This window comes from Natronomonas halophila (assembly GCF_013391085.1).
GTDB lineage: Archaea > Halobacteriota > Halobacteria > Halobacteriales > Haloarculaceae > Natronomonas > Natronomonas halophila.
Map to the genome: position 1 here is coordinate 3,104,116 of NZ_CP058334.1, position 16,631 is coordinate 3,120,746.

The 16,631-nt window shown below is 64.7% G+C and carries 20 protein-coding genes; 11 read left to right on the forward strand and 9 right to left on the reverse strand.

Features of this window, described 5'->3' with window-relative positions; translation table 11 throughout:
- The first annotated feature begins 50 nt into the window (after positions 1–50).
- Positions 51–2,351 (forward strand): PAS domain S-box protein, encoded by a 2,301-nt coding sequence (locus HWV23_RS16440; protein ID WP_178291461.1) that lies wholly within the window; start codon positions 51–53, stop codon positions 2,349–2,351.
- Positions 2,352–2,383: 32 nt separating this feature from the next.
- Positions 2,384–3,382 (forward strand): TIGR04024 family LLM class F420-dependent oxidoreductase, encoded by a 999-nt coding sequence (locus tag HWV23_RS16445; RefSeq protein ID WP_178291462.1) that lies wholly within the window; start codon positions 2,384–2,386, stop codon positions 3,380–3,382.
- On the opposite strand, the gene HWV23_RS16450 is transcribed toward HWV23_RS16445, so the two are convergent.
- The 3 genes from HWV23_RS16450 to HWV23_RS16460 are packed head-to-tail and all read right to left on the reverse strand — an operon-like array spanning position 3,383 to position 4,534.
- Complete coding sequence (locus HWV23_RS16450) at positions 3,383–3,637, reverse strand: DUF8152 family protein (protein WP_178291463.1); 255 nt, start codon at positions 3,635–3,637, stop codon at positions 3,383–3,385.
- Positions 3,634–4,332 (reverse strand): sugar phosphate nucleotidyltransferase, encoded by a 699-nt coding sequence (locus HWV23_RS16455; protein ID WP_178291464.1) that lies wholly within the window; start codon positions 4,330–4,332, stop codon positions 3,634–3,636. Before HWV23_RS16455 ends, HWV23_RS16450 begins: the two co-directional genes overlap by 4 nt.
- Before the next feature lie 46 nt (positions 4,333–4,378).
- Complete coding sequence (locus HWV23_RS16460; RefSeq protein WP_178291465.1) at positions 4,379–4,534, reverse strand: hypothetical protein; 156 nt, start codon at positions 4,532–4,534, stop codon at positions 4,379–4,381.
- A gap of 266 nt (positions 4,535–4,800) precedes the next feature.
- Here HWV23_RS16460 and HWV23_RS16465 point away from each other — a divergent pair, with 266 nt between their 5' ends.
- Together HWV23_RS16465 and HWV23_RS16470 are read left to right on the forward strand one after the other, a co-directional pair.
- Positions 4,801–5,268 carry a helix-turn-helix transcriptional regulator gene (locus HWV23_RS16465; protein WP_178291466.1) on the forward strand — a complete coding sequence of 156 codons (468 nt, stop codon included), beginning with the start codon at positions 4,801–4,803 and terminating at the stop codon, positions 5,266–5,268.
- A 108-nt stretch (positions 5,269–5,376) separates the two neighbouring features.
- A complete protein-coding gene (locus HWV23_RS16470; RefSeq protein WP_178291467.1) occupies positions 5,377–5,586 on the forward strand; it encodes a TRAM domain-containing protein in 210 nt (69 codons plus the stop codon).
- Positions 5,587–5,715: 129 nt separating this feature from the next.
- Here the strand turns inward: HWV23_RS16470 and katG are convergent, their stop codons facing one another.
- From katG to HWV23_RS16485, 3 genes are all read right to left on the reverse strand, one after another.
- Entirely contained in the window at positions 5,716–7,878 is a 2,163-nt protein-coding gene (gene katG / locus HWV23_RS16475) for a catalase/peroxidase HPI (protein WP_178291468.1), read from the reverse strand.
- A gap of 77 nt (positions 7,879–7,955) precedes the next feature.
- A complete protein-coding gene (gene cutA / locus HWV23_RS16480) occupies positions 7,956–8,258 on the reverse strand; it encodes a divalent-cation tolerance protein CutA (RefSeq protein WP_178291469.1) in 303 nt (100 codons plus the stop codon).
- A gap of 3 nt (positions 8,259–8,261) precedes the next feature.
- Entirely contained in the window at positions 8,262–8,474 is a 213-nt protein-coding gene (locus tag HWV23_RS16485) for an HEWD family protein (protein WP_178291470.1), read from the reverse strand.
- 120 nt (positions 8,475–8,594) lie between these two features.
- Between HWV23_RS16485 and HWV23_RS16490 the strand changes: the two genes are divergently transcribed.
- Both HWV23_RS16490 and HWV23_RS16495 read left to right on the forward strand, forming a co-directional pair.
- Positions 8,595–9,170: a YbhB/YbcL family Raf kinase inhibitor-like protein gene (locus tag HWV23_RS16490; protein WP_178291471.1), complete on the forward strand. Its 576-nt coding sequence runs from the start codon at positions 8,595–8,597 to the stop codon at positions 9,168–9,170.
- Positions 9,171–9,273: 103 nt separating this feature from the next.
- Positions 9,274–9,411, forward strand: a complete 138-nt coding sequence (locus HWV23_RS16495) for a rubrerythrin-like domain-containing protein (RefSeq protein ID WP_178291472.1) — start codon at positions 9,274–9,276, stop codon at positions 9,409–9,411.
- A gap of 2 nt (positions 9,412–9,413) precedes the next feature.
- Here HWV23_RS16495 and HWV23_RS16500 read toward each other — a convergent pair whose 3' ends face one another.
- Entirely contained in the window at positions 9,414–9,866 is a 453-nt protein-coding gene (locus tag HWV23_RS16500; protein ID WP_178291473.1) for a DUF7992 family protein, read from the reverse strand.
- A 121-nt stretch (positions 9,867–9,987) separates the two neighbouring features.
- Here HWV23_RS16500 and HWV23_RS16505 point away from each other — a divergent pair, with 121 nt between their 5' ends.
- Positions 9,988–10,407, forward strand: a complete 420-nt coding sequence (locus HWV23_RS16505) for a universal stress protein (RefSeq protein ID WP_178291474.1) — start codon at positions 9,988–9,990, stop codon at positions 10,405–10,407.
- An 18-nt stretch (positions 10,408–10,425) separates the two neighbouring features.
- Here HWV23_RS16505 and HWV23_RS16510 read toward each other — a convergent pair whose 3' ends face one another.
- Entirely contained in the window at positions 10,426–10,905 is a 480-nt protein-coding gene (locus HWV23_RS16510) for an acyl-CoA thioesterase (RefSeq protein ID WP_178291475.1), read from the reverse strand.
- Positions 10,906–11,176: 271 nt separating this feature from the next.
- Between HWV23_RS16510 and HWV23_RS16515 the strand changes: the two genes are divergently transcribed.
- Positions 11,177–12,604, forward strand: coding sequence for an ATP-binding protein (locus HWV23_RS16515; protein WP_178291476.1), 1,428 nt, complete (start codon positions 11,177–11,179; stop codon positions 12,602–12,604).
- Between the two features lie 61 nt (positions 12,605–12,665).
- On the opposite strand, the gene HWV23_RS16520 is transcribed toward HWV23_RS16515, so the two are convergent.
- On the reverse strand, positions 12,666–13,223 hold the full coding sequence (locus tag HWV23_RS16520) for a response regulator (protein ID WP_178291477.1): 558 nt from the start codon (positions 13,221–13,223) through the stop codon (positions 12,666–12,668).
- A 161-nt stretch (positions 13,224–13,384) separates the two neighbouring features.
- Here HWV23_RS16520 and HWV23_RS16525 point away from each other — a divergent pair, with 161 nt between their 5' ends.
- The 3 genes from HWV23_RS16525 to purM are packed head-to-tail and all read left to right on the forward strand — an operon-like array spanning position 13,385 to position 16,565.
- Entirely contained in the window at positions 13,385–14,884 is a 1,500-nt protein-coding gene (locus HWV23_RS16525; RefSeq protein ID WP_178291478.1) for a TraB/GumN family protein, read from the forward strand.
- Positions 14,881–15,531, forward strand: coding sequence for a zinc metalloprotease (locus HWV23_RS16530; RefSeq protein WP_246282709.1), 651 nt, complete (start codon positions 14,881–14,883; stop codon positions 15,529–15,531). Before HWV23_RS16525 ends, HWV23_RS16530 begins: the two co-directional genes overlap by 4 nt.
- Before the next feature lie 47 nt (positions 15,532–15,578).
- Positions 15,579–16,565, forward strand: coding sequence for a phosphoribosylformylglycinamidine cyclo-ligase (gene purM, locus HWV23_RS16535; protein ID WP_178291479.1), 987 nt, complete (start codon positions 15,579–15,581; stop codon positions 16,563–16,565).
- Positions 16,566–16,631 lie beyond the last annotated feature (66 nt).

Here is a 16,631-nt window from a genome sequence, read left to right on the forward strand (position 1 = left end):
GGCGCCCCGGGACGAAAGTATATGTCGACCACGGTGGTTACTTTAGTAAAATGACGCTTCGTGCAGTCCACGTCGCCAGCGGCGAGGTCGGGTTGGGTGGCGGCCGTATCGATGCCGAGCGGGTCGATTCGTCCCGCGAGGTGCTCCGGCGCCTCGACGCGGGCGATGTCGACTGTATCGTCAGCGGCTACGACCTCGATAGTGCCGGTAGACGGGGGGAGACGGGCCTCGACGTGCTTCAGGCCGTCCGCGAGCGAAACGAGTCCGTCCCGTTTCTGCTGTATACCGACCGAACCGACGGCGACGTGGCTATCGAGGCGACGCGGCACGGCGTGACCGAGTACGTTTCGCTGGAACGGTTACGGCGCGACGACATGACCCTCGGCGACCGGGTTCGCGCCCTGGCCGACAAGCGGGAGTCGCCGGCGCTGCCGTACGACCGAAACGCCATCGCGGAACTCACCCACATCGCCGCCAGCGACGACGCGACCTTCGAGGACAAGGTGGACGAACTGCTCGACCTCGGGCGGGATTTCCTCGATCTGGATATCGGCTTCATCTCCCAAATCGAAGACGAGACCCACACGATTACCCACGTCCGGGGAAACGAGGACCTCGCCGAACAGGGCCCGGTCGACCTTTCGACGACCTACTGCCATTACACCGTCCAGTCGGAGAGCCTCTTCGGCGTCCGCGACGCTGAGGCCGAGGGCTGGAGCGGCAACCCCGTCTACGAGCAGTCGGGCCTCAGTTGCTATCTCGGCGGGCGCATAACCATCGGCAACGAACTCTACGGGACGCTCTGTTTCGCCGACGAAGACCCGCGTGCGCTGGCGTTTACGGACGTCGAGCGGACGTTCATCGAACTGCTGGTCGAGTGGCTCGGCCACGAAATCGCCCGCGAAAAGCGGGAGGCGTCGCTCCGCCGATATAAGGCCATCCACGAGACGGTCCGCCAGATGGTCTTCGTCATCGGCGAGGAGGCGACAATCGAGTTGCTCACCGAACCGCTGGCCGAACGGTTCGGCTACGACCGCGAGGAACTGCGCGGGAAGTCCGCCACGGCCTTGCTCGACGCCGACGCGGTGCAGGCGGGCTACGAGGCCCTCGACGAACTCCGGTCCGAACCCGGCGAATCGAGCCGAATCATCAAAACGGAGTTGCTGACGGCGGACGGCGATGCCGTCCCCGTCGATATCGAACTGTCGTTGCTCTCCCAGTCGACGGACTATCGCGGCCTCGTGGGCGTCATCCACGACCGGTCGGACCTCGCGGAGACGAAAGCCGAACTCGCCGCCGAACGCGACCGGTTCCGCTATCTCTTCGAGCACATCCCGGACCCCGTCGTCATCACGGAATCCAGCGACGGCGGCGACGTTATCCGGGCGGTCAATCCGGCCTTCGAGTCGGTGTTCGGCTACTCGGAACCGGCGGCGATAGACCGGCGTGTCACCGACCTCATCGTTCCCGAGGAGGCCCACGAGGAGAGCCTGAACCTCGGCGCCGAAATCCGACACGAGGGATCGGTCGTCACCGAAGTACGGCGCAACACCACCGACGGATATCGACGGTTCCTCCTCCGCGGGTTCGAATACCAGACGGGCGAGGGCGACCGCGCGTTCACCATCTACACCGATATCACCGAACGCGCCGAGCGCGAACAGTACCTGAAGGTCGTCAATCGCATCCTCCGGCACAATCTCCGCAACGACCTCAGCATCATCATCGGGTTCGCGGACGTCCTCGCGGACGACCTCGAAGACGAGGTGCTGGCGGAACGCGCCGAAACCATCGAATCGACGGCGACGTCCCTCTCGGAGTTGGCCGAGAAGGCAAACGAGATGGCCCGTATCGTCGGCCAGCGGTCGACGACCACCAGTCACGGCATCGACCTCGTCGACCTCGTCGAGGACGTTCGGACCGACGCCGCCACGGCCCACGCGAACGCCGACATCGTCTCTACTCTCTCCGGGGAGTGTCACGTCCGGGCCGATTCGACGCTCGCTCGCGTCCTTCGCGAACTGGTCGATAACGCCGTCACCTACGCCGACGCCGAGACCCCACGTGTCGAGTTCGACCTTCGACCGAGTGCGAGTTCCGAGAAGTACGTCACCCTCGCGGTCAGCGACAACGGCCCCGGGATTCCGGCCCCCGACCGCGAGCGCGTCCTCGGCGAGCGGGAGATAACGCAACTCGACCACGCACAGGGCATCGGTCTGTGGCTGGTCAAATGGCTCACCGAATCCTACGGCGGCGACCTCAGTTTCGACGTCGACGAGGACGGCACCACGGTCCTCCTTACGTTACCCAGACACGACGGCGACGAGGATGCCGCTCCGGATTCGGCCTGACCCTTATCAGGGACCGCCGCGCAGGGACGGGCATGCCCGAACGCGACATCGTCGTCCCGAGCGGTATGGACGGCATCGACGATATCGCCGCGATGGCGACCCACGCCGAAGACCACGGTTATGACCGCATCTCGCTGCCCGAGGTGACCGGCCGCGACGGCGTGACGCTGTTGGCGATTCTCGCCGACCGGACCGACGACATCGGCCTCTCGAACGACGTCTTCTCGCCGTGGGGTCGTTCGCCCGCGGTTCTCGGACAGACCGGCGTCACCCTTCAGGAGGCCAGCGACGGCCGCTATCGGATGGGACTGGGCGCCTCCTCGCCCGATTTGACCGAGAAGTGGCACCTCGCGGAGTTCGACCGGCCGCTCCGCAGGCTTCGGGAGACGGTCGAACTAGTCAAGCAGGTCACGAGCGGCGAGCGGGTCGACTACGACGGCGAGTTCTTCGACGGCGGCGGCCTCCAGTTACGCGGCGTCGACTCCGCAGAGGTCCCCGTCGACGTCGCCGCCCTCGGCCCGAAGGCCGTCGAGTTGGCCGGTCGCTTCGCCGATGGGTGGGTGCCGCAACTGTTCACCCCCGAGGCTCTCGAAGACCGCCTTTCGGACTTCCGCCGCGGCGCCGAGTTGGGCGACCGCGACCCCGCTGACCTTCGGGTGGCCGTCACCGTCCGCTCGTGCGTGCTCGACGACCCCGAACGCGCACGCGACGTGGCACGCCGGCAACTCGCCTTCATGATCGGCGCTTACGGGCCTTACTACCGCCAATCCATCGCCGAACAGGGCTTTGCGGATGCCACGGAGACGATTCATGACGCATGGACCGACGGCGACCGCATCGAGGCCATCGATGCCGTCACCGACGGGATGGTCGACCGGTTGGTCGCCGTCGGGACGCGGGAAACCGCCGAGGAGCGTCTCCGATGCTACGAGGACATCGACGGCGTCGACGCGGTTCGTCTCGGCTTCTTCGGGGAGATGACCGACGACGAGCGTCGGCGAACGACCGAGGCGCTGGCGCCGGCCCCGTAACTACCCGTCGGCCAACTCAGCCGCGAGGCTGCGGGCCCGTTCGACGTGTTCGTCGGCTTCCTCGTTGCCTGTCTCTTCGACTTCCTCCAGCAACTCCAGAACGACAGCAGCGCGTTCGGCCTGCACGTCCGGGTCGGCCGTACGGAGGTCACCAGCGACGGCTTCGGCCTCGCCGAGGAGCCTGCTCGCGGTCCGTTCGACGGGGAGTTCAGCGGTCGCCGACAGGTGTTCGTGAAGTCGGTCGGCGTCGCTCATAGTCGGGCCTCCGCGCGGTCGATGTCGGCGTCGGTGTTGACGTTGACGCGCCACCCGTCCAGTCGAACGGTCTCGACGCGGCCGCCGTGGTCGAGCAGCCACCCGATTGCGTCGGGAAGTTCGAACTCGCCGCGCCCGGAGGGGGCGATGGCACGGCACGCCTCGAAAACGCGCGGCGAGAAGGCGAAACAGCCGGTCGTCGCCAGCGTCGTCGGTGGGTCCTCGGGTTTCTCGACGAGGCCGACCACATCGCCGTTCTCGATGCGAACCACGCCGCCGCGTTTCGCACGCTCCCGGGAGACGTCGTCGACGAGGAGTGTCGCATCGGCGTCGCTCCCTCGATGGGTGCGGACTACGTCTCCCAGATTGCCATGCAGAACGTTATCGCCGTTCAGTTGGAGGAAGTCGCCATCGATGGCCGATTCGGCCTGTCTGACCGCGTGTGCGAGGCCGCGCTGGTCGGACTGTTCGACGTAGGTTATCGGTTGGCCGTCGTAGGCGTCGCCGTAGTGGTCACGAATCCGGTCGCCGAGGTAGCCGACCACGACGACGTAGCCGTCGACGTGTGGCGCCAGCGTCTCGAAGACGTGTGTGAGAAGCGGTTCGCCGTCGACGCGGACGAGTGCCTTCGGTCGGTCGTCGGTGAGCGGTCGGAGTCGGGTACCGCGGCCGGCGGCGGGGACCACGCCATGCATGGGTGGGGCTTCATCGCCGCCGAACAAACCGTTGTCCGTCCGAGCGTTAGGCGTCGGTGACGAGGAACGTGCGGCCGCCGCGTCGCTCGAAGTAGATGTCGCCTGCTTCCCGGGCGTACCGGCGGACGCGAGCGGTTTCGAGGTCGCTGACTTCGATAACGCCGTTGTGGGTCGGCTCGCTCGTTCGGGTTCCTGCTGACATACGAACGGCTACGCTACGGATTCATAAAGGAGCGAGCCACCCCCGGAGTGAAAGTGAAAGTAACGGACGGCGAACGGGTCCGCTCGTGGGTCGACTCGCGATTACGGCGCTCGAGTTGAACGGCGAAGCTACCCGAAGCCTATTATGGTCATCCTACTCCGGTATTTTATACGAAGGGGTGTTTTCAGCGCCTGATAACGCTGAACGCTCCTTATGGGGGTAGGGGTAGGATAATCCGGTATGGTTGTCACGACCGTGATGCAGGCATGAACGCGGAGCGAACGCACGGTGCGTCCGTCGAGCAGTTGTACCGGGAGCTAACCGAGGCGGAATCGGCGGCAACGGACGAGGACGCCACCGGGTCGGCAGCGGTCGTCGACGGCGTCACTGGCCAACTCTTCCCCGAGGAATCCTTCCAGTTCGACGAGGAACTGGTGAAACACTCCCTGGAGGAACTCCTCTTGGTACTCGTAGAACTGCGGGAAGCCGACACCCACGGCAAGGGCCTGATGGACGACCTGTCGACGCTGTTCGACGCCCGTCTCAGTCCCGGCACCGTCTACCCGCGGCTTCACGACCTCGAAGAAGAGGAACTCCTGGAGATGCACGAACTCGTCCGGACCAAGGAGTACCGCATCGACGACGCGGACGCCGCCCACGAACAGGTCGAAACGGCGATGCGACAGCATCTGGCTCTCGGTTTCGTCTTCTACTCCGCGCTGCAGGACCTCTGACACCGCGTTTTTCTACTCGCGCGAAGCCGATAGCGACAGCACCGTCGCGGCGGTGGGTTTGAAGGGCCCGTCCTGCGTACCTTCGTCCATCGGGTGTTGTTTGATACCATGAGTCAATCCGATACCGCCCCGATCGAAGCAGGCGAAACTCACTACGTCGAAATCGAGGAGTTGGGCGACGAAGGCGACGGCATCGCCTACATCGAGGGGTTCGTGATTTTCGTCCCGGAGACCGAACCCACCGACTCGGTGGACATCGAAATCGACAGCGTACAGGACTCCTTCGCGTCGGCCGAGGTCGTCGAGCGATACGACTGACAGCCTACTCGGAGCGGGATTCGACGGTTGACGGTCCCGTGTCTCCCCGGTCAAGCGTCCCTGAAAAATACGAATCGTGTGTCGGGTAGCCGCGAACGCGCAGTGTCGCCCGTTAGCTTTCGACGGCGGTTATTCGAGGTCGAAGCGGTCGAGCGTCATGACCTTACTCCAGGCCTCGACGAAGTCCTGGACGAACTTCTCTTCGCCGTCCTCGGCGCCGTAGACGTCCGCGTGGGCGCGAAGCCGGGCGTTCGAACCGAAGATGAGGTCGAAGCGGGTCGCCTCCCACTCGACTTCGCCCGTCTCGCGGTCGTAGCCTTCGAAGACTTCGTTGTCCTCGTCGACCGGCTCCCACTCGTAGTCCATGTCGAGCAGGTTCACGAAGAAGTCGTTGGTGAGCGTGCCCGGCTCGTCGGTGAGGACGCCACGGTCGGTGTCGCCGTAGGTCGCACCCAGCGCGCGCATGCCGCCGACCAGTACCGTCATCTCGGGGACCGACAGGTTCAGCAGGTCGGCCTTGTCGACCAGTCGCTCCTCGGGCGTGTCGTAGAGGTCATCGAAGTCACCCTCGCCGAGGTAGTTCCGGAAGCCGTCGACCTTCGGTTCGAGCACCTGGAAGGATTCGATGTCGGTCTGTTCCTGTGAGGCGTCCGTCCGGCCCGGTTCGAACGGCACGTCCACGTCGTAGCCGGCATCGGCGGCCGCCTGTTCGATGGCCGCGTTGCCGCCCAGAACGATGAGGTCCGCAAGGGAAACGCGGACGTCGTCCGAGCGGGCGCTGTTGAAGTCCTCCTGAACACCTTCGAGGGTCGAAAGCACCGTCTCCAGTTCTTCGGGCTCGTTGACCTCCCAGCTACGCTGGGGTTCCAGACGGATGCGGGCGCCGTTGGCGCCGCCGCGCTTGTCGCTGTCGCGGTAGGTCGACGCCGAGGCCCACGCCGTCTTGGCCAGTTGCGAGACAGTCAGGTCCGTATCGAGGATTTCTTCTTTGAGTTCGGCGGCCTCTTCGTCGCCGATGAGGTCGTAGTCGGCGTCCGGGAGGGGGTCCTGCCAGACGAACGTCTCTTCGGGGACTTCCGGGCCGAGAAGCCGCTCGGGCGGGCCCATGTCGCGGTGGATGAGCTTGTACCACGCCTTCGCGAAGGCCGCCTGGAACTCGCCGGGGTTCTCCTGGAAGCGCTCCAGAATCTCCCGGTAGTCGTCGTCGTGCTTGAGCGCGACGTCCGTCGTCAGCATCATCGGTTCCTCGGTGTCCTCGGGGTCGTGTGGGTCCGGCGCTTCCTCGATGTCGTCGCCGACCGGCCGCCACTGCCACGCACCGCCGGGGCCCTTGACCGAGGTCCAATCGTGGTTGAGCAGGTTGTCGATATAGCCCATGTCCCACTGAATCGGCGCGGAGTTCCACGGCCCTTCGATACCGCTCGTAATCGTGTCGGGGCCTTTGCCCTCGCCGAACTCGTTCTCCCAGCCCAGCCCCTGCTCCTCGATGGGTGCGGACTCGGGGTCGGGACCGACGTTCTCGTCGGGGTCGTCGGCACCGTGGACTTTCCCGAAGGTGTGGCCGCCGGCGATGAGCGCGACAGTCTCCTCGTCGTTCATCGCCATGCGGTCGAACTCCTCGCGGATGTTCTTCGCCGACGCTTCGACGTCCGGTTCGCCGTACGGGCCCTCGGGGTTCACGTAGATGAGGCCCATCACGGTGTTCGCAAGCGGGTCCTTGAGGTTGCCTACCTCTTCGTCCTCGAAGCGCTCGGGCGAGGTCGTTTCGAACTCGGTTTCGGGGCCCCATTCGATGGCCTCGTTGGATTTGTACTCGTCCTCGCGGCCGCCCGCGAAGCCGTACGTCTCGAAGCCCATCGATTCGAGGGCGACGTTCCCGGCGAGAACGATCAGGTCGCCCCACGAGAGCTTGCGGCCGTACTTCTGCTTGACCGGCTCCAGCAGGCGGCGGGCCTTATCGAGGTTCACGTTGTCCGGCCAACTGCTCTCCGGCGGGAGGCGCTGGAGACCGCCGGAGGCACCGGCACGGCCGTCGCTGGTGCGATACGTCCCGGCGCTGTGCCACGCCATCCGGATGAAAAGCGGTCCGTAATGGCCGTAGTCGGCCGGCCACCAGTCCTGGGAGGACGTCATGACCTCCTCGATGTCTTCTTTGACCTCCTCGAAGTCGAGTTTCTGGAACTCCTCGGCGTAATCGAAGTCCTCGCCGTACGGGTCGAGTTCCGCAGCGTTATCGTCGAGAATGTCCAGTCGTAGTAGGTTCGGCCACCACTCCTGATTGGACCAAGGCATACGAAAGTGTTTGACGGAGTCGGTACATTAAGTTTGTCTTGTTGGAAGAGTATGGGGTGGTATTCACAAATAAAGTTCTACCTGACGCTATCGAGTCGCCACTCCCCGAAGGCTTCGAGCATGTCGCTCTCGTCGAAGCGCTCGATACACGGCACCTCGTAGGGATGGAGTTCCTCGACGCGAGCCTCTAGGTCCGCGTATCGCTCCTCGGTGGTCTTCGCCAGCAGGAGGACTTCGTCGTCGTGGACGATATCGCCCTCCCAGCGGAACGTCGACCGGCAGTCGAACCGGTTGACGCAGGCGGCGAGTCGTTCCTCGACGAGCGCCTCGGCGAGTTCCGGCGCCGCCGACGGTGGGGCGGTGATGTAGACGGTCGGCATCGGTCAGGCGTCGGCGTCCGCGTCGACGTCGGCCTTCCCCTCGACGGGATTGTACTGGCCGTTGATGTCCCATTCGTGGATGCAGTGGCGGTTGCCGACCTGTCGTTCGCCGTCTTCCTCGGCGATGACCCAGTTTTCGACCTCGGGGTCCCAGACGTCCATCCGACCGCACTTCTCGCAGGTCCGTTCCTTCGGGGGGACGATTTCCGTGCTCATATCCGTCCCCACGTCCGCCTCCGTAATCAACTGCCCGCCACCAACCCGCGGGTGGACGTCCGTCCAGCGGTCGGCGACCGAACCCGGAGGGGTCTTGACGGCGAGGTACGAAAGGCGACTATGCGACGGCGTGTGCTGTTGGCAACGGTCGGGGCCGCGGCAGTCGGCGGCTGTACCATCGGTGGCAACCCACCCACTCAGGACGGTTTATCCCTCCGGGTGCCGACCTTCGAGGATGGCACCATTCCCGAACGATACACCTGCGACGGCGCGGGGGTCTCCCCGCCGCTGGTCGTCGAGAACCTCCCCGACCGGACCGAATCGGTCGCCATCGCGGGCGAGTGGCTCCAGAGTTTCAATCCGGCCTCGGGGCCGTCGACCATCTGGTTGCTGTGGGGCCTCCCCGCGAACCGACCGCTCGAAGTCCCCGAGAACATCGCTCCCGAACGGACTCCCGACGCTGTTCCGGGAGCGAAACAGGGTCGTAACGACGAGGGTGAACTCGGCTACCGCTCGCCGTGCCACGAATCGCCCGACGACAACGAATACCGCTTTATCGCGTTCGCCCTCTCGGAGTCGCCGGACGTCGAGGCCGGGGTAACTCGGGACACCTTCGACGACGCCATCGAATCGACCATCGTTGCCAGCACCTCGACGCGTGCAACATACGAACGGTTTGATGGCTTAGAATTGTAAAATCGTAACCGATTTTCATATCCTAGCGACGTTTAAGGACCTATTCTCGTTATAGGTTAACATAGGGAAACGGCTTTTACGTGTGAACAAGTAACACGCGTATATGTTCCCCGACCCGTACACTCCGGAGGAGTCGGTCTACGAGTGTTACAATTGCGGCGCCCGCATCACGAGCGACAGTCCCGGTCAGTGTCCGGAGTGTGACAGCACCGTCAAGAACATCGCCGTCCCGCGCGAATAGGCTCAGAAATCCGGGAGGTCCTCGGGGGCCTCGTACTCGGCCTCCCAGTCGATATACTCCGCTTTGAGCGTGCTGCTTACCGATTCGCCGAACTCCGCCATCGACGCGTTGATGCCTGAGACGGTCTCCCAGGAATCGAGTTCGGGATGGAGGTCCCGTTCCCGCCAGTCCTCGGGGATGCCGGGCGCGTGATACCCTACGCGGTCGGCGAAATCGTCCCAGAAGAAGTCGAACTCCTCGAACATCCCGAGGTCGACCGCGATTTCGAACTCCGCTTCGTCGAGGTCCGTCTCGTCGGCCCACGCCTCGAAGGCGTCCTCCCAGGCGCCTTCCGCCAGCAACGCCTCGATTTCCTCACGCCGGTATTCGTCGCCCTGTACCTCCACGTCGTCGTAAGCGTCCGCGTCCAGTTCCGGCAGGTCCGGTACTGGCGGCGTGTCGACGTCCAGTCCCATACTCCCCGTTCGGTCGCCGGCCCCTAAACAGTAGTCGGTGCCGAGCGACGGCCGGTCGGGTCCGCCACTAACCTATCACTCATCGCTCATTTTTAAGGGGCCCCCGGGCGAACCGCCGCGTATGCGCGTAGTAGTCCCCTACGATGGTTCGGAGTTAGCGAAGGATGCGCTGGAGTTCGCGGTCGAACACCACGAGGACGCGGATATCGCGTTGGTCCACGTACTGGACTTCGTCGAGGCCGGCTACGACGCCCCGCCGGAGGCGGCCCTGCCCGGCTACTGGCAGGACTGGCATGAGGAAGCCGAGAAGGCCGCCGAGGAGATGTTCGCGGAAGCCGAGGACCTCGTCGATGTCGACTTCGAAACCGAGACCATCGTCGGCCGGCCGGCCCGCGCCATCGTGGAGTACGTAGACGAGACCGACGCCGACGCCATCGTCATGGGGAGTCACGGCCGAGAAGGGGTTTCCCGGATTCTACTCGGCAGCGTCGCGGAGACGGTGGTCCGCCGGGCCGAAGTCCCCGTTACGGTCGTCCGGTAAGCCCCGTAGTTCGGCCCGCTAGTCCGCGGCTTCGAGCCGTTCGATGATGTCCTCGAGTTGGTCGCGACGGTCCTCGATGGCCTCCTGTCGGAGCGCTTCCTCGGCGGCCGTCGGGCATTCGAGGTCCGGCACCTCAGTGGGTCTGCCGTCGTCGTCGACGGCGACGAAGGTGAAAAACGACGAGGTCGCGAGACGCCGTTCGTCGTTTCGGGGGTCCTCGGCGTGAACGTCGACCTTCACGTCGATGCTCGTCGTCCCCGTGTTGAAGACGTAACTTTCGATGACGGCGACCTCACCGAGGTCGATGGGACTGACGAAATCGACGTGGTCCATCGAGGCGGTGACACACTGGTTCCCTGCAAAGCGCATACTCGAGATGGCCGCACAGATGTCCATCCAGTGGAGGACGGTTCCACCCAGCGCGCGTCCGAGATTGTTCGTCTCGTTGGGGAGCAGCATCTCCGTCATCTCGGTTTTGGATTCGGCGAGCGTCGTCATGGTCGAACAGTGGCCTGTGGGCGGCAAGGGCCCTTTGGTCTCCGGTTTTCCGTTCGTATTGGGGAGATATCAAGCACAATACTGACAAATGAGGAGTACGAATCTCGAGACACGAGGACGGGCCGTTCGTCCGTATCGTTGACGGTCCCGGAACTTTCGAGGGGCCGATTGTAATCGAGAGAACGGGGACGGTCGGGGGGGTTGGTTCCGTCGCGCGGATGTATCAGCCGGCCGTCGAGTCGACTGCGTGGAACGCCAAGGTGGATCTCGAATGAACGAACGCTCTCCGGTTCTCGAATCGCTGCCTGAAAGCGTCATTATTATCGATACTGATGGTCGAATCAGCTACGCGAACGCTTTCGCGGCCGACCTCTTCGAATACGACCGCGAAGACCTCGAAGGCATAGAGGTGACGAAACTCCTCCCCGGCATCGATATCGGGTCGGAACCGACTGGCCCACGGCGAGGGCGGAAAGCCGACGGCGAACCGCTCGAAGTCGCCGTCCGGTTTCGGACCCACGGGGACGAGTACATCGCCGTCGTCAACGACCTCTCCGAGCGGACGTGGTACGAGCGGACGCTGGAACGGCTCCAGACCGTCGCGGCACAGTTGCTCGGCGCCGACACCGTCGAGGAACTCGCCGAGGCGTGCGTGAACGCCGTCGTCGACGTGCTCGATTTACGCATCGCTGCCGTGCATCTCTACGACGAAGCCTCCAACACGCTCGAACCGGCGGCTGTTTCGCCGACGCTGAACAAACTCGTCGATGGGTCGCCGTCGGTCGATGGTCCCGAGAGTATCGCGTGGAAAGCCTTCACCGAGGGCGAACCACGGGGGGCTATCGATTCCGACGAGACACGGTCCTACACCGAGGATACGGCCGTCTACTCCGAACTGGTCTTCCCGCTCGGCGAGTGGGGCGTCCTCATCGTCGGCACGACCGAGGCCCGCCCCTTCACCGAACGGGAACACCGCATGGCGGGGTTGCTCGCGACGACGGTCACCGTCGCCATCGAACGCGTCGACCACGAGGCGTCGCTCCGCAAGCAGAACGAACGGCTCGAACAGTTGGCGGGCACCCTGAGCCATGACCTCCGTGACCCGCTGAACACGGCCCAGATGACGACGAAACTGGCGCGGAACGCCGCGGAAAACGACGAGACTACCGACTACATCGACGACCTCGAAGACGTCCTCGACCGCATGGAGCAACTCATCGAGGACTTGCTAACGCTGGCCCGCGAGGGCCGGGCCGTCGGCGAGCGCCAGCCGGTCGAACTACGGGATGCGGTCAACGCGGCGTGGGATACGGTCGGCAGCGACGCGGCGACGCTCGCCGTCGAATCGAGCGCGACGATTAGCGCCGACCCCGAGCGGTTACGAACGCTCTTCGAGAACCTCCTCGGCAACGCCGTCCGCCACGGCGGCGACGACGTCACCGTCCGCATCGGCATGTTCGATACGGGTACCGGCTTCTACGTCGCCGACGACGGTCCGGGCATCCCCGAGGACGACCGCGAGGATGTCTTCAACCACGGCGTGACCACCCGTGAGAACGGGACGGGGTTCGGGCTGAGTATCGTCCGGACCATCGCCGACGCCCACGGCTGGTCGGTTCGTGCGACCGACAGCGAATCCGACGGTGCCCGCCTCGAAATAACTGGGCTGACGGGGATGGCAAGACCTCACGAACCCTGATAGACGGCCGAACCAGCCGCGTACGGAATAGACGCCGACTCGCGGGAAGGGTTCGGAGAAATTACAGGTCCCGCACGGTCGAACTGAACGTCTCGTGGTCCATCGACCCAACGAGGTCGGTGGTGGTCTCTTCGAGTTCCGCCAGTCGTTCGGTCAGTTCCTCGTATTCCGCGCTCTCTTCGAGTTCCGAGCGCGGTTTCTTCATTTCGAGGGTCGCCCGTTTTTCGGCGAGCTGGAACTGTTCTTGGACCGCTTCGTCGTACTCCGAGAGGGTAAGCAGTTGGTCGACGGCCGCTTGAAGGTCCTCGCGTTCGACGGGTTTCGTGAGGTACGCGTCGAACGGCATATCGATGATATCGAAGTCCGGGTCGACGGCGGTGACCATCGCGACCCGACAGTCGTAGCCCCCTCCACGGATCCGTTCGAGAACCTCGTCGCCGCTCATGCCGGGCATCCGACGGTCCAGCAGAACTGCGTCAACGTCGGGGAGTTTTTCGAGTGCCTCCTCGCCGCCGGTCGCGACGCGCACGTCGTATTCGTCCTCCAGCCAGAGGGCATACCCCTCCGCAACGTTGGGTTCGTCGTCGACGACCAGTACCGTGTTCGTGTTCTCCGACATCCTATCACCATCCCCGACCCCGACTCCCAGCGTCATCGCCGGAGAATCGGTACCGGATACGATTCCGATAACGCGGCGCTGGCTAATCAAACCCTGTGACTGCCGGTGAGATTCGGCTCAATCCCGACACACGTAAGCCGCTCGGCCGATTGAAGCCGACAATGAGCGACGAGGTGGGGTCCGTGCGCGTGGTCGGTACCGCGCACGTCTCCGAGGCGAGCGTGACGGAAGTCGAAGAGGTCATCGACGCCGAGCAGCCCGACGTCGTCGCCGTCGAACTCGACGAAGGGCGCTATCGCCAGATGAAAGGCGAAACCCCCGATAACCTCGATGCCGGTGACCTCCTCCGCGGGAACACGGTGTATCAGTTCCTCGCGTACTGGATGCTCTCCTACGTGCAGGCCCGCCTCGGCGAGCGGTTCGATATCGAGCCGGGTGCGGACATGAAAGCCGCCATCGACAGCGCGGAGGGCCACGGCATCGACGTCGCACTGGTCGACCGAGACATTCAGGTGACGATACAGCGGTTCTGGGCGCGGCTTTCCTTCTTCGAGAAGGTGAAACTCATCGGCAGTCTCGCGGTCGGCCTCGGCGACCCCCGCGAGGTCGGGATGGGTGTCGGCGTCGGGATCGCCCTCATGATTTCCATCGTCGCGGGCGCCGTCGCCGGCCCCTTTGTCGTCCCCAGCGCCCTCGGCCCCGGCGTGCTGGTCGGCATCCTCGATACCCTCATCGTCGGCCTCGGCCTCGGGCTTTTGCTCGGCGGCCTCATCGTCGTCGGTCTCCTGCGGTTGGCGCCGGACGACGAGGACATCGACGAGTTCGACATCGAGAAGATGACCGATACCGACGTCGTCGGCGCGATGATGGAGGAGTTCCGTCGCTTCTCCCCGGGCGGCGCGGAGGCGCTCATCGACGAACGCGACGCCTACATCGCCCACCAACTCGTCGCATTGCGCGATCAGGGCAAACACGTCGTCGCCATCGTCGGTGCGGGCCACCGCGAGGGCATCGAGCAGTATCTGGAGCGGCCGGCAACGCTCCCCGACATGAGCGAATTGACGGGTCGAGCGTCGGGCAGCCGGTTTTCGGTCTACAAACTCTTCGGCTATCTGTTCACGCTCGGCTTTCTCGCCTTCTTCGTCCTGCTCGCTATCGCGACGTACACGGGCGTCGAAGGGGCCTCCAGCGAACTGCTCTTCCGGCTGTTCGCCGCGTGGTTCCTCGTCAACGGCATCCTCGCGTTCGGGCTGGCGAAACTCGCCGGTGCCCACTGGAGTTCGGCGGGCGTCGGCGGGGGCGTCGCCTGGCTGACGAGCGTGAACCCGCTTCTCGCCCCCGGCTGGTTTGCCGGCTACGTCGAACTGCGATACCTCGACGTCAACGTCGGTGACATCAATACCCTCAACGAGATTATGAGCGACGAGGAAGCGCCGATTCGGGAACTGTGGGCCAATCTCAAGTCGGTACCCCTGTTCCGGCTCATCATGATCGTCGCGCTGACCAATATCGGGAGCTTCGTCGGCAGCGTCGTCTTCGCGACCGTGCTGTTGCCGTACCTGTTCGCCGGCTCCGGCATCGAGGGCGCCAGCGGCGTCGCACGGCTGATGATCGAAGCCGCCCGTAACAGCCTCGACCTCCTCGTGGAGGTGCTCCAGTGAGCGGCCTCACGCTCGGCGGGATTCGGTTCTACGCCGACGAACTCCGCGACCTCGCCATCGCATGGGTCGTCCTCGGGGCGGCCTTCAGCGTCTTCTTTTTCCGGTCGACCGGTCGGCCGGTCTTCCCGAACATCGCGGACGTCATCTCCTCGCCCGCGTTCGGTCGTCTGTTCGTCGTGAGCATGCTCACCGTCGGGGTCGGCTTCCTGCTGCACGAACTGGCGCACAAGGTCGTCGCGGTGCGGTTCGGGCAGGTGGCGGCGTTCCGGGCCGATTACCCGATGCTGGCGCTGTGTCTCGGCGCCGCGCTGGCTGGCTTCCTCTTTGCTGCGCCTGGTGCGGTCCACCATCGGGGCCGCATCACCGCTCGCGAGAACGGACTGGTGTCGGTCGCCGGGCCGCTGACGAACGTCGCCCTCGTTGCGGTGTTCGTACCGCTCTATTTCCTCGACGGCTTCCTCGGCGACGTCGGCCAACTCGGTATCATCATCAACGCCGTCCTCGCGGCGTTCAACATGATCCCGTTCGGGCCGCTCGACGGTCGGAAGGTGCTGGGCTGGAGCAAGGTGGTTTTCGCCGTCGTCTTCCTCGGCACCGCCCTGCTCGCGGTCGGCAGTTTCCTCGCGGTCGGGTTCCCCTCGTTCTGAGGGCTGGAACCGACGCGCTTTTGCTCCGGTCGGACACCCGTTCGGGTATGACCGAGGACACCGGCGAGGACGAGGAGGGACTCACCTACGCGGAGACGGGCGTCGATATCGAGGCCAGCGAAGCGGCGACGGCGGCGCTCATCGGTGCTGTCGGCGAGTTCGAGGGCGACTACGCCGGACTCGTCGATATCGGTGACCGCTATCTCGCCTTGGCGACCGACGGTGTCGGGACGAAACTTCTCGTCGCCGAGGCGCTGGACGACTACTCGACTATCGGCATCGACTGCATCGCGATGAACGCCAACGACCTCATCGCGACGGGCGTGACGCCAGTTGCGTTCGTCGACTACCTCGCCATCGAGGAACCGAACGACGCGACGGCCGAGCAGATCGGCGACGGGCTTTCGGCGGGCGCCGAACAAGCCGAAATCGCTCTCGTCGGCGGCGAGACGGCCGTCATGCCCGAGGTCATCAAGGGCCTGGACCTCGCGGGTGCCTGCGTGGGGCTTGCGACCGAGGACGAACTCTTCGACGGTGAAGCCGAGGCTGGCGACGCGTTGGTCGGCCTGCAGTCTTCGGGTATCCACTCCAACGGGCTGACGCTGGCCCGGGAAGCGGCGACGCAAAACCACGAGTATACGGACCCGTTCCCGTACGGCGAGGACCGTTCCATCGGCGAAGTGCTTCTGGAACCGACTCGCATCTACCGGGAGGTTCTCGGACCGCTTCACGACGCAGAGACACACGCTGCGGCCCACGTCACTGGCGGCGGCTGGACCAACCTCCCGCGGATGGGCGAGTTCCGCTACGAAATCGAAGACCCCTTCGAGGCCCAACCGGTCTTCGAGTTCGTTCAGGAGGAAGGCGACGTGAGCGACGAGGAGATGCACCGGACGTTCAACATGGGGACCGGTTTCGTCGCTGCGCTGCCGGACGAGGACGCCGATGCCGTCGTCGACGAACTGGACGATGCGCGGGTCATCGGCCACGTCGAAGATGGCGATAGCGTCGCCGTGCGCGGACTGGAACTGTAGGCGAACAGGCGGGGCCCCAGTTGGCCAGCCCGTCCCCGCGCTCCCGCCTCGGGGGCTGGCCGCTGC

Bases quoted from the DNA above. Each gene is read 5' to 3' on its own strand.
- HWV23_RS16460 (WP_178291465.1), bottom strand. From the start codon at position 4,534: ATGTCAGCAGGAACCCGAACGAGCGAGCCGACCCACAACGGCGTTATC.
- katG (WP_178291468.1), bottom strand. From the start codon at position 7,878: ATGCCTTGGTCCAATCAGGAGTGGTGGCCGAACCTACTACGACTGGAC.
- purM (WP_178291479.1), top strand. From the start codon at position 15,579: ATGACCGAGGACACCGGCGAGGACGAGGAGGGACTCACCTACGCGGAG.
- HWV23_RS16470 (WP_178291467.1), top strand. From the start codon at position 5,377: ATGAGTCAATCCGATACCGCCCCGATCGAAGCAGGCGAAACTCACTAC.
- HWV23_RS16495 (WP_178291472.1), top strand. From the start codon at position 9,274: ATGTTCCCCGACCCGTACACTCCGGAGGAGTCGGTCTACGAGTGTTAC.
- HWV23_RS16490 (WP_178291471.1), top strand. From the start codon at position 8,595: ATGCGACGGCGTGTGCTGTTGGCAACGGTCGGGGCCGCGGCAGTCGGC.
- HWV23_RS16450 (WP_178291463.1), bottom strand. From the start codon at position 3,637: ATGAGCGACGCCGACCGACTTCACGAACACCTGTCGGCGACCGCTGAA.
- HWV23_RS16455 (WP_178291464.1), bottom strand. From the start codon at position 4,332: ATGCATGGCGTGGTCCCCGCCGCCGGCCGCGGTACCCGACTCCGACCG.
- HWV23_RS16520 (WP_178291477.1), bottom strand. From the start codon at position 13,223: ATGTCGGAGAACACGAACACGGTACTGGTCGTCGACGACGAACCCAAC.
- HWV23_RS16440 (WP_178291461.1), top strand. From the start codon at position 51: ATGACGCTTCGTGCAGTCCACGTCGCCAGCGGCGAGGTCGGGTTGGGT.
- HWV23_RS16515 (WP_178291476.1), top strand. From the start codon at position 11,177: ATGAACGAACGCTCTCCGGTTCTCGAATCGCTGCCTGAAAGCGTCATT.
- HWV23_RS16445 (WP_178291462.1), top strand. From the start codon at position 2,384: ATGCCCGAACGCGACATCGTCGTCCCGAGCGGTATGGACGGCATCGAC.
- HWV23_RS16485 (WP_178291470.1), bottom strand. From the start codon at position 8,474: ATGAGCACGGAAATCGTCCCCCCGAAGGAACGGACCTGCGAGAAGTGC.
- cutA (WP_178291469.1), bottom strand. From the start codon at position 8,258: ATGCCGACCGTCTACATCACCGCCCCACCGTCGGCGGCGCCGGAACTC.
- HWV23_RS16500 (WP_178291473.1), bottom strand. From the start codon at position 9,866: ATGGGACTGGACGTCGACACGCCGCCAGTACCGGACCTGCCGGAACTG.
- HWV23_RS16505 (WP_178291474.1), top strand. From the start codon at position 9,988: ATGCGCGTAGTAGTCCCCTACGATGGTTCGGAGTTAGCGAAGGATGCG.
- HWV23_RS16465 (WP_178291466.1), top strand. From the start codon at position 4,801: ATGAACGCGGAGCGAACGCACGGTGCGTCCGTCGAGCAGTTGTACCGG.
- HWV23_RS16525 (WP_178291478.1), top strand. From the start codon at position 13,385: ATGAGCGACGAGGTGGGGTCCGTGCGCGTGGTCGGTACCGCGCACGTC.
- HWV23_RS16510 (WP_178291475.1), bottom strand. From the start codon at position 10,905: ATGACGACGCTCGCCGAATCCAAAACCGAGATGACGGAGATGCTGCTC.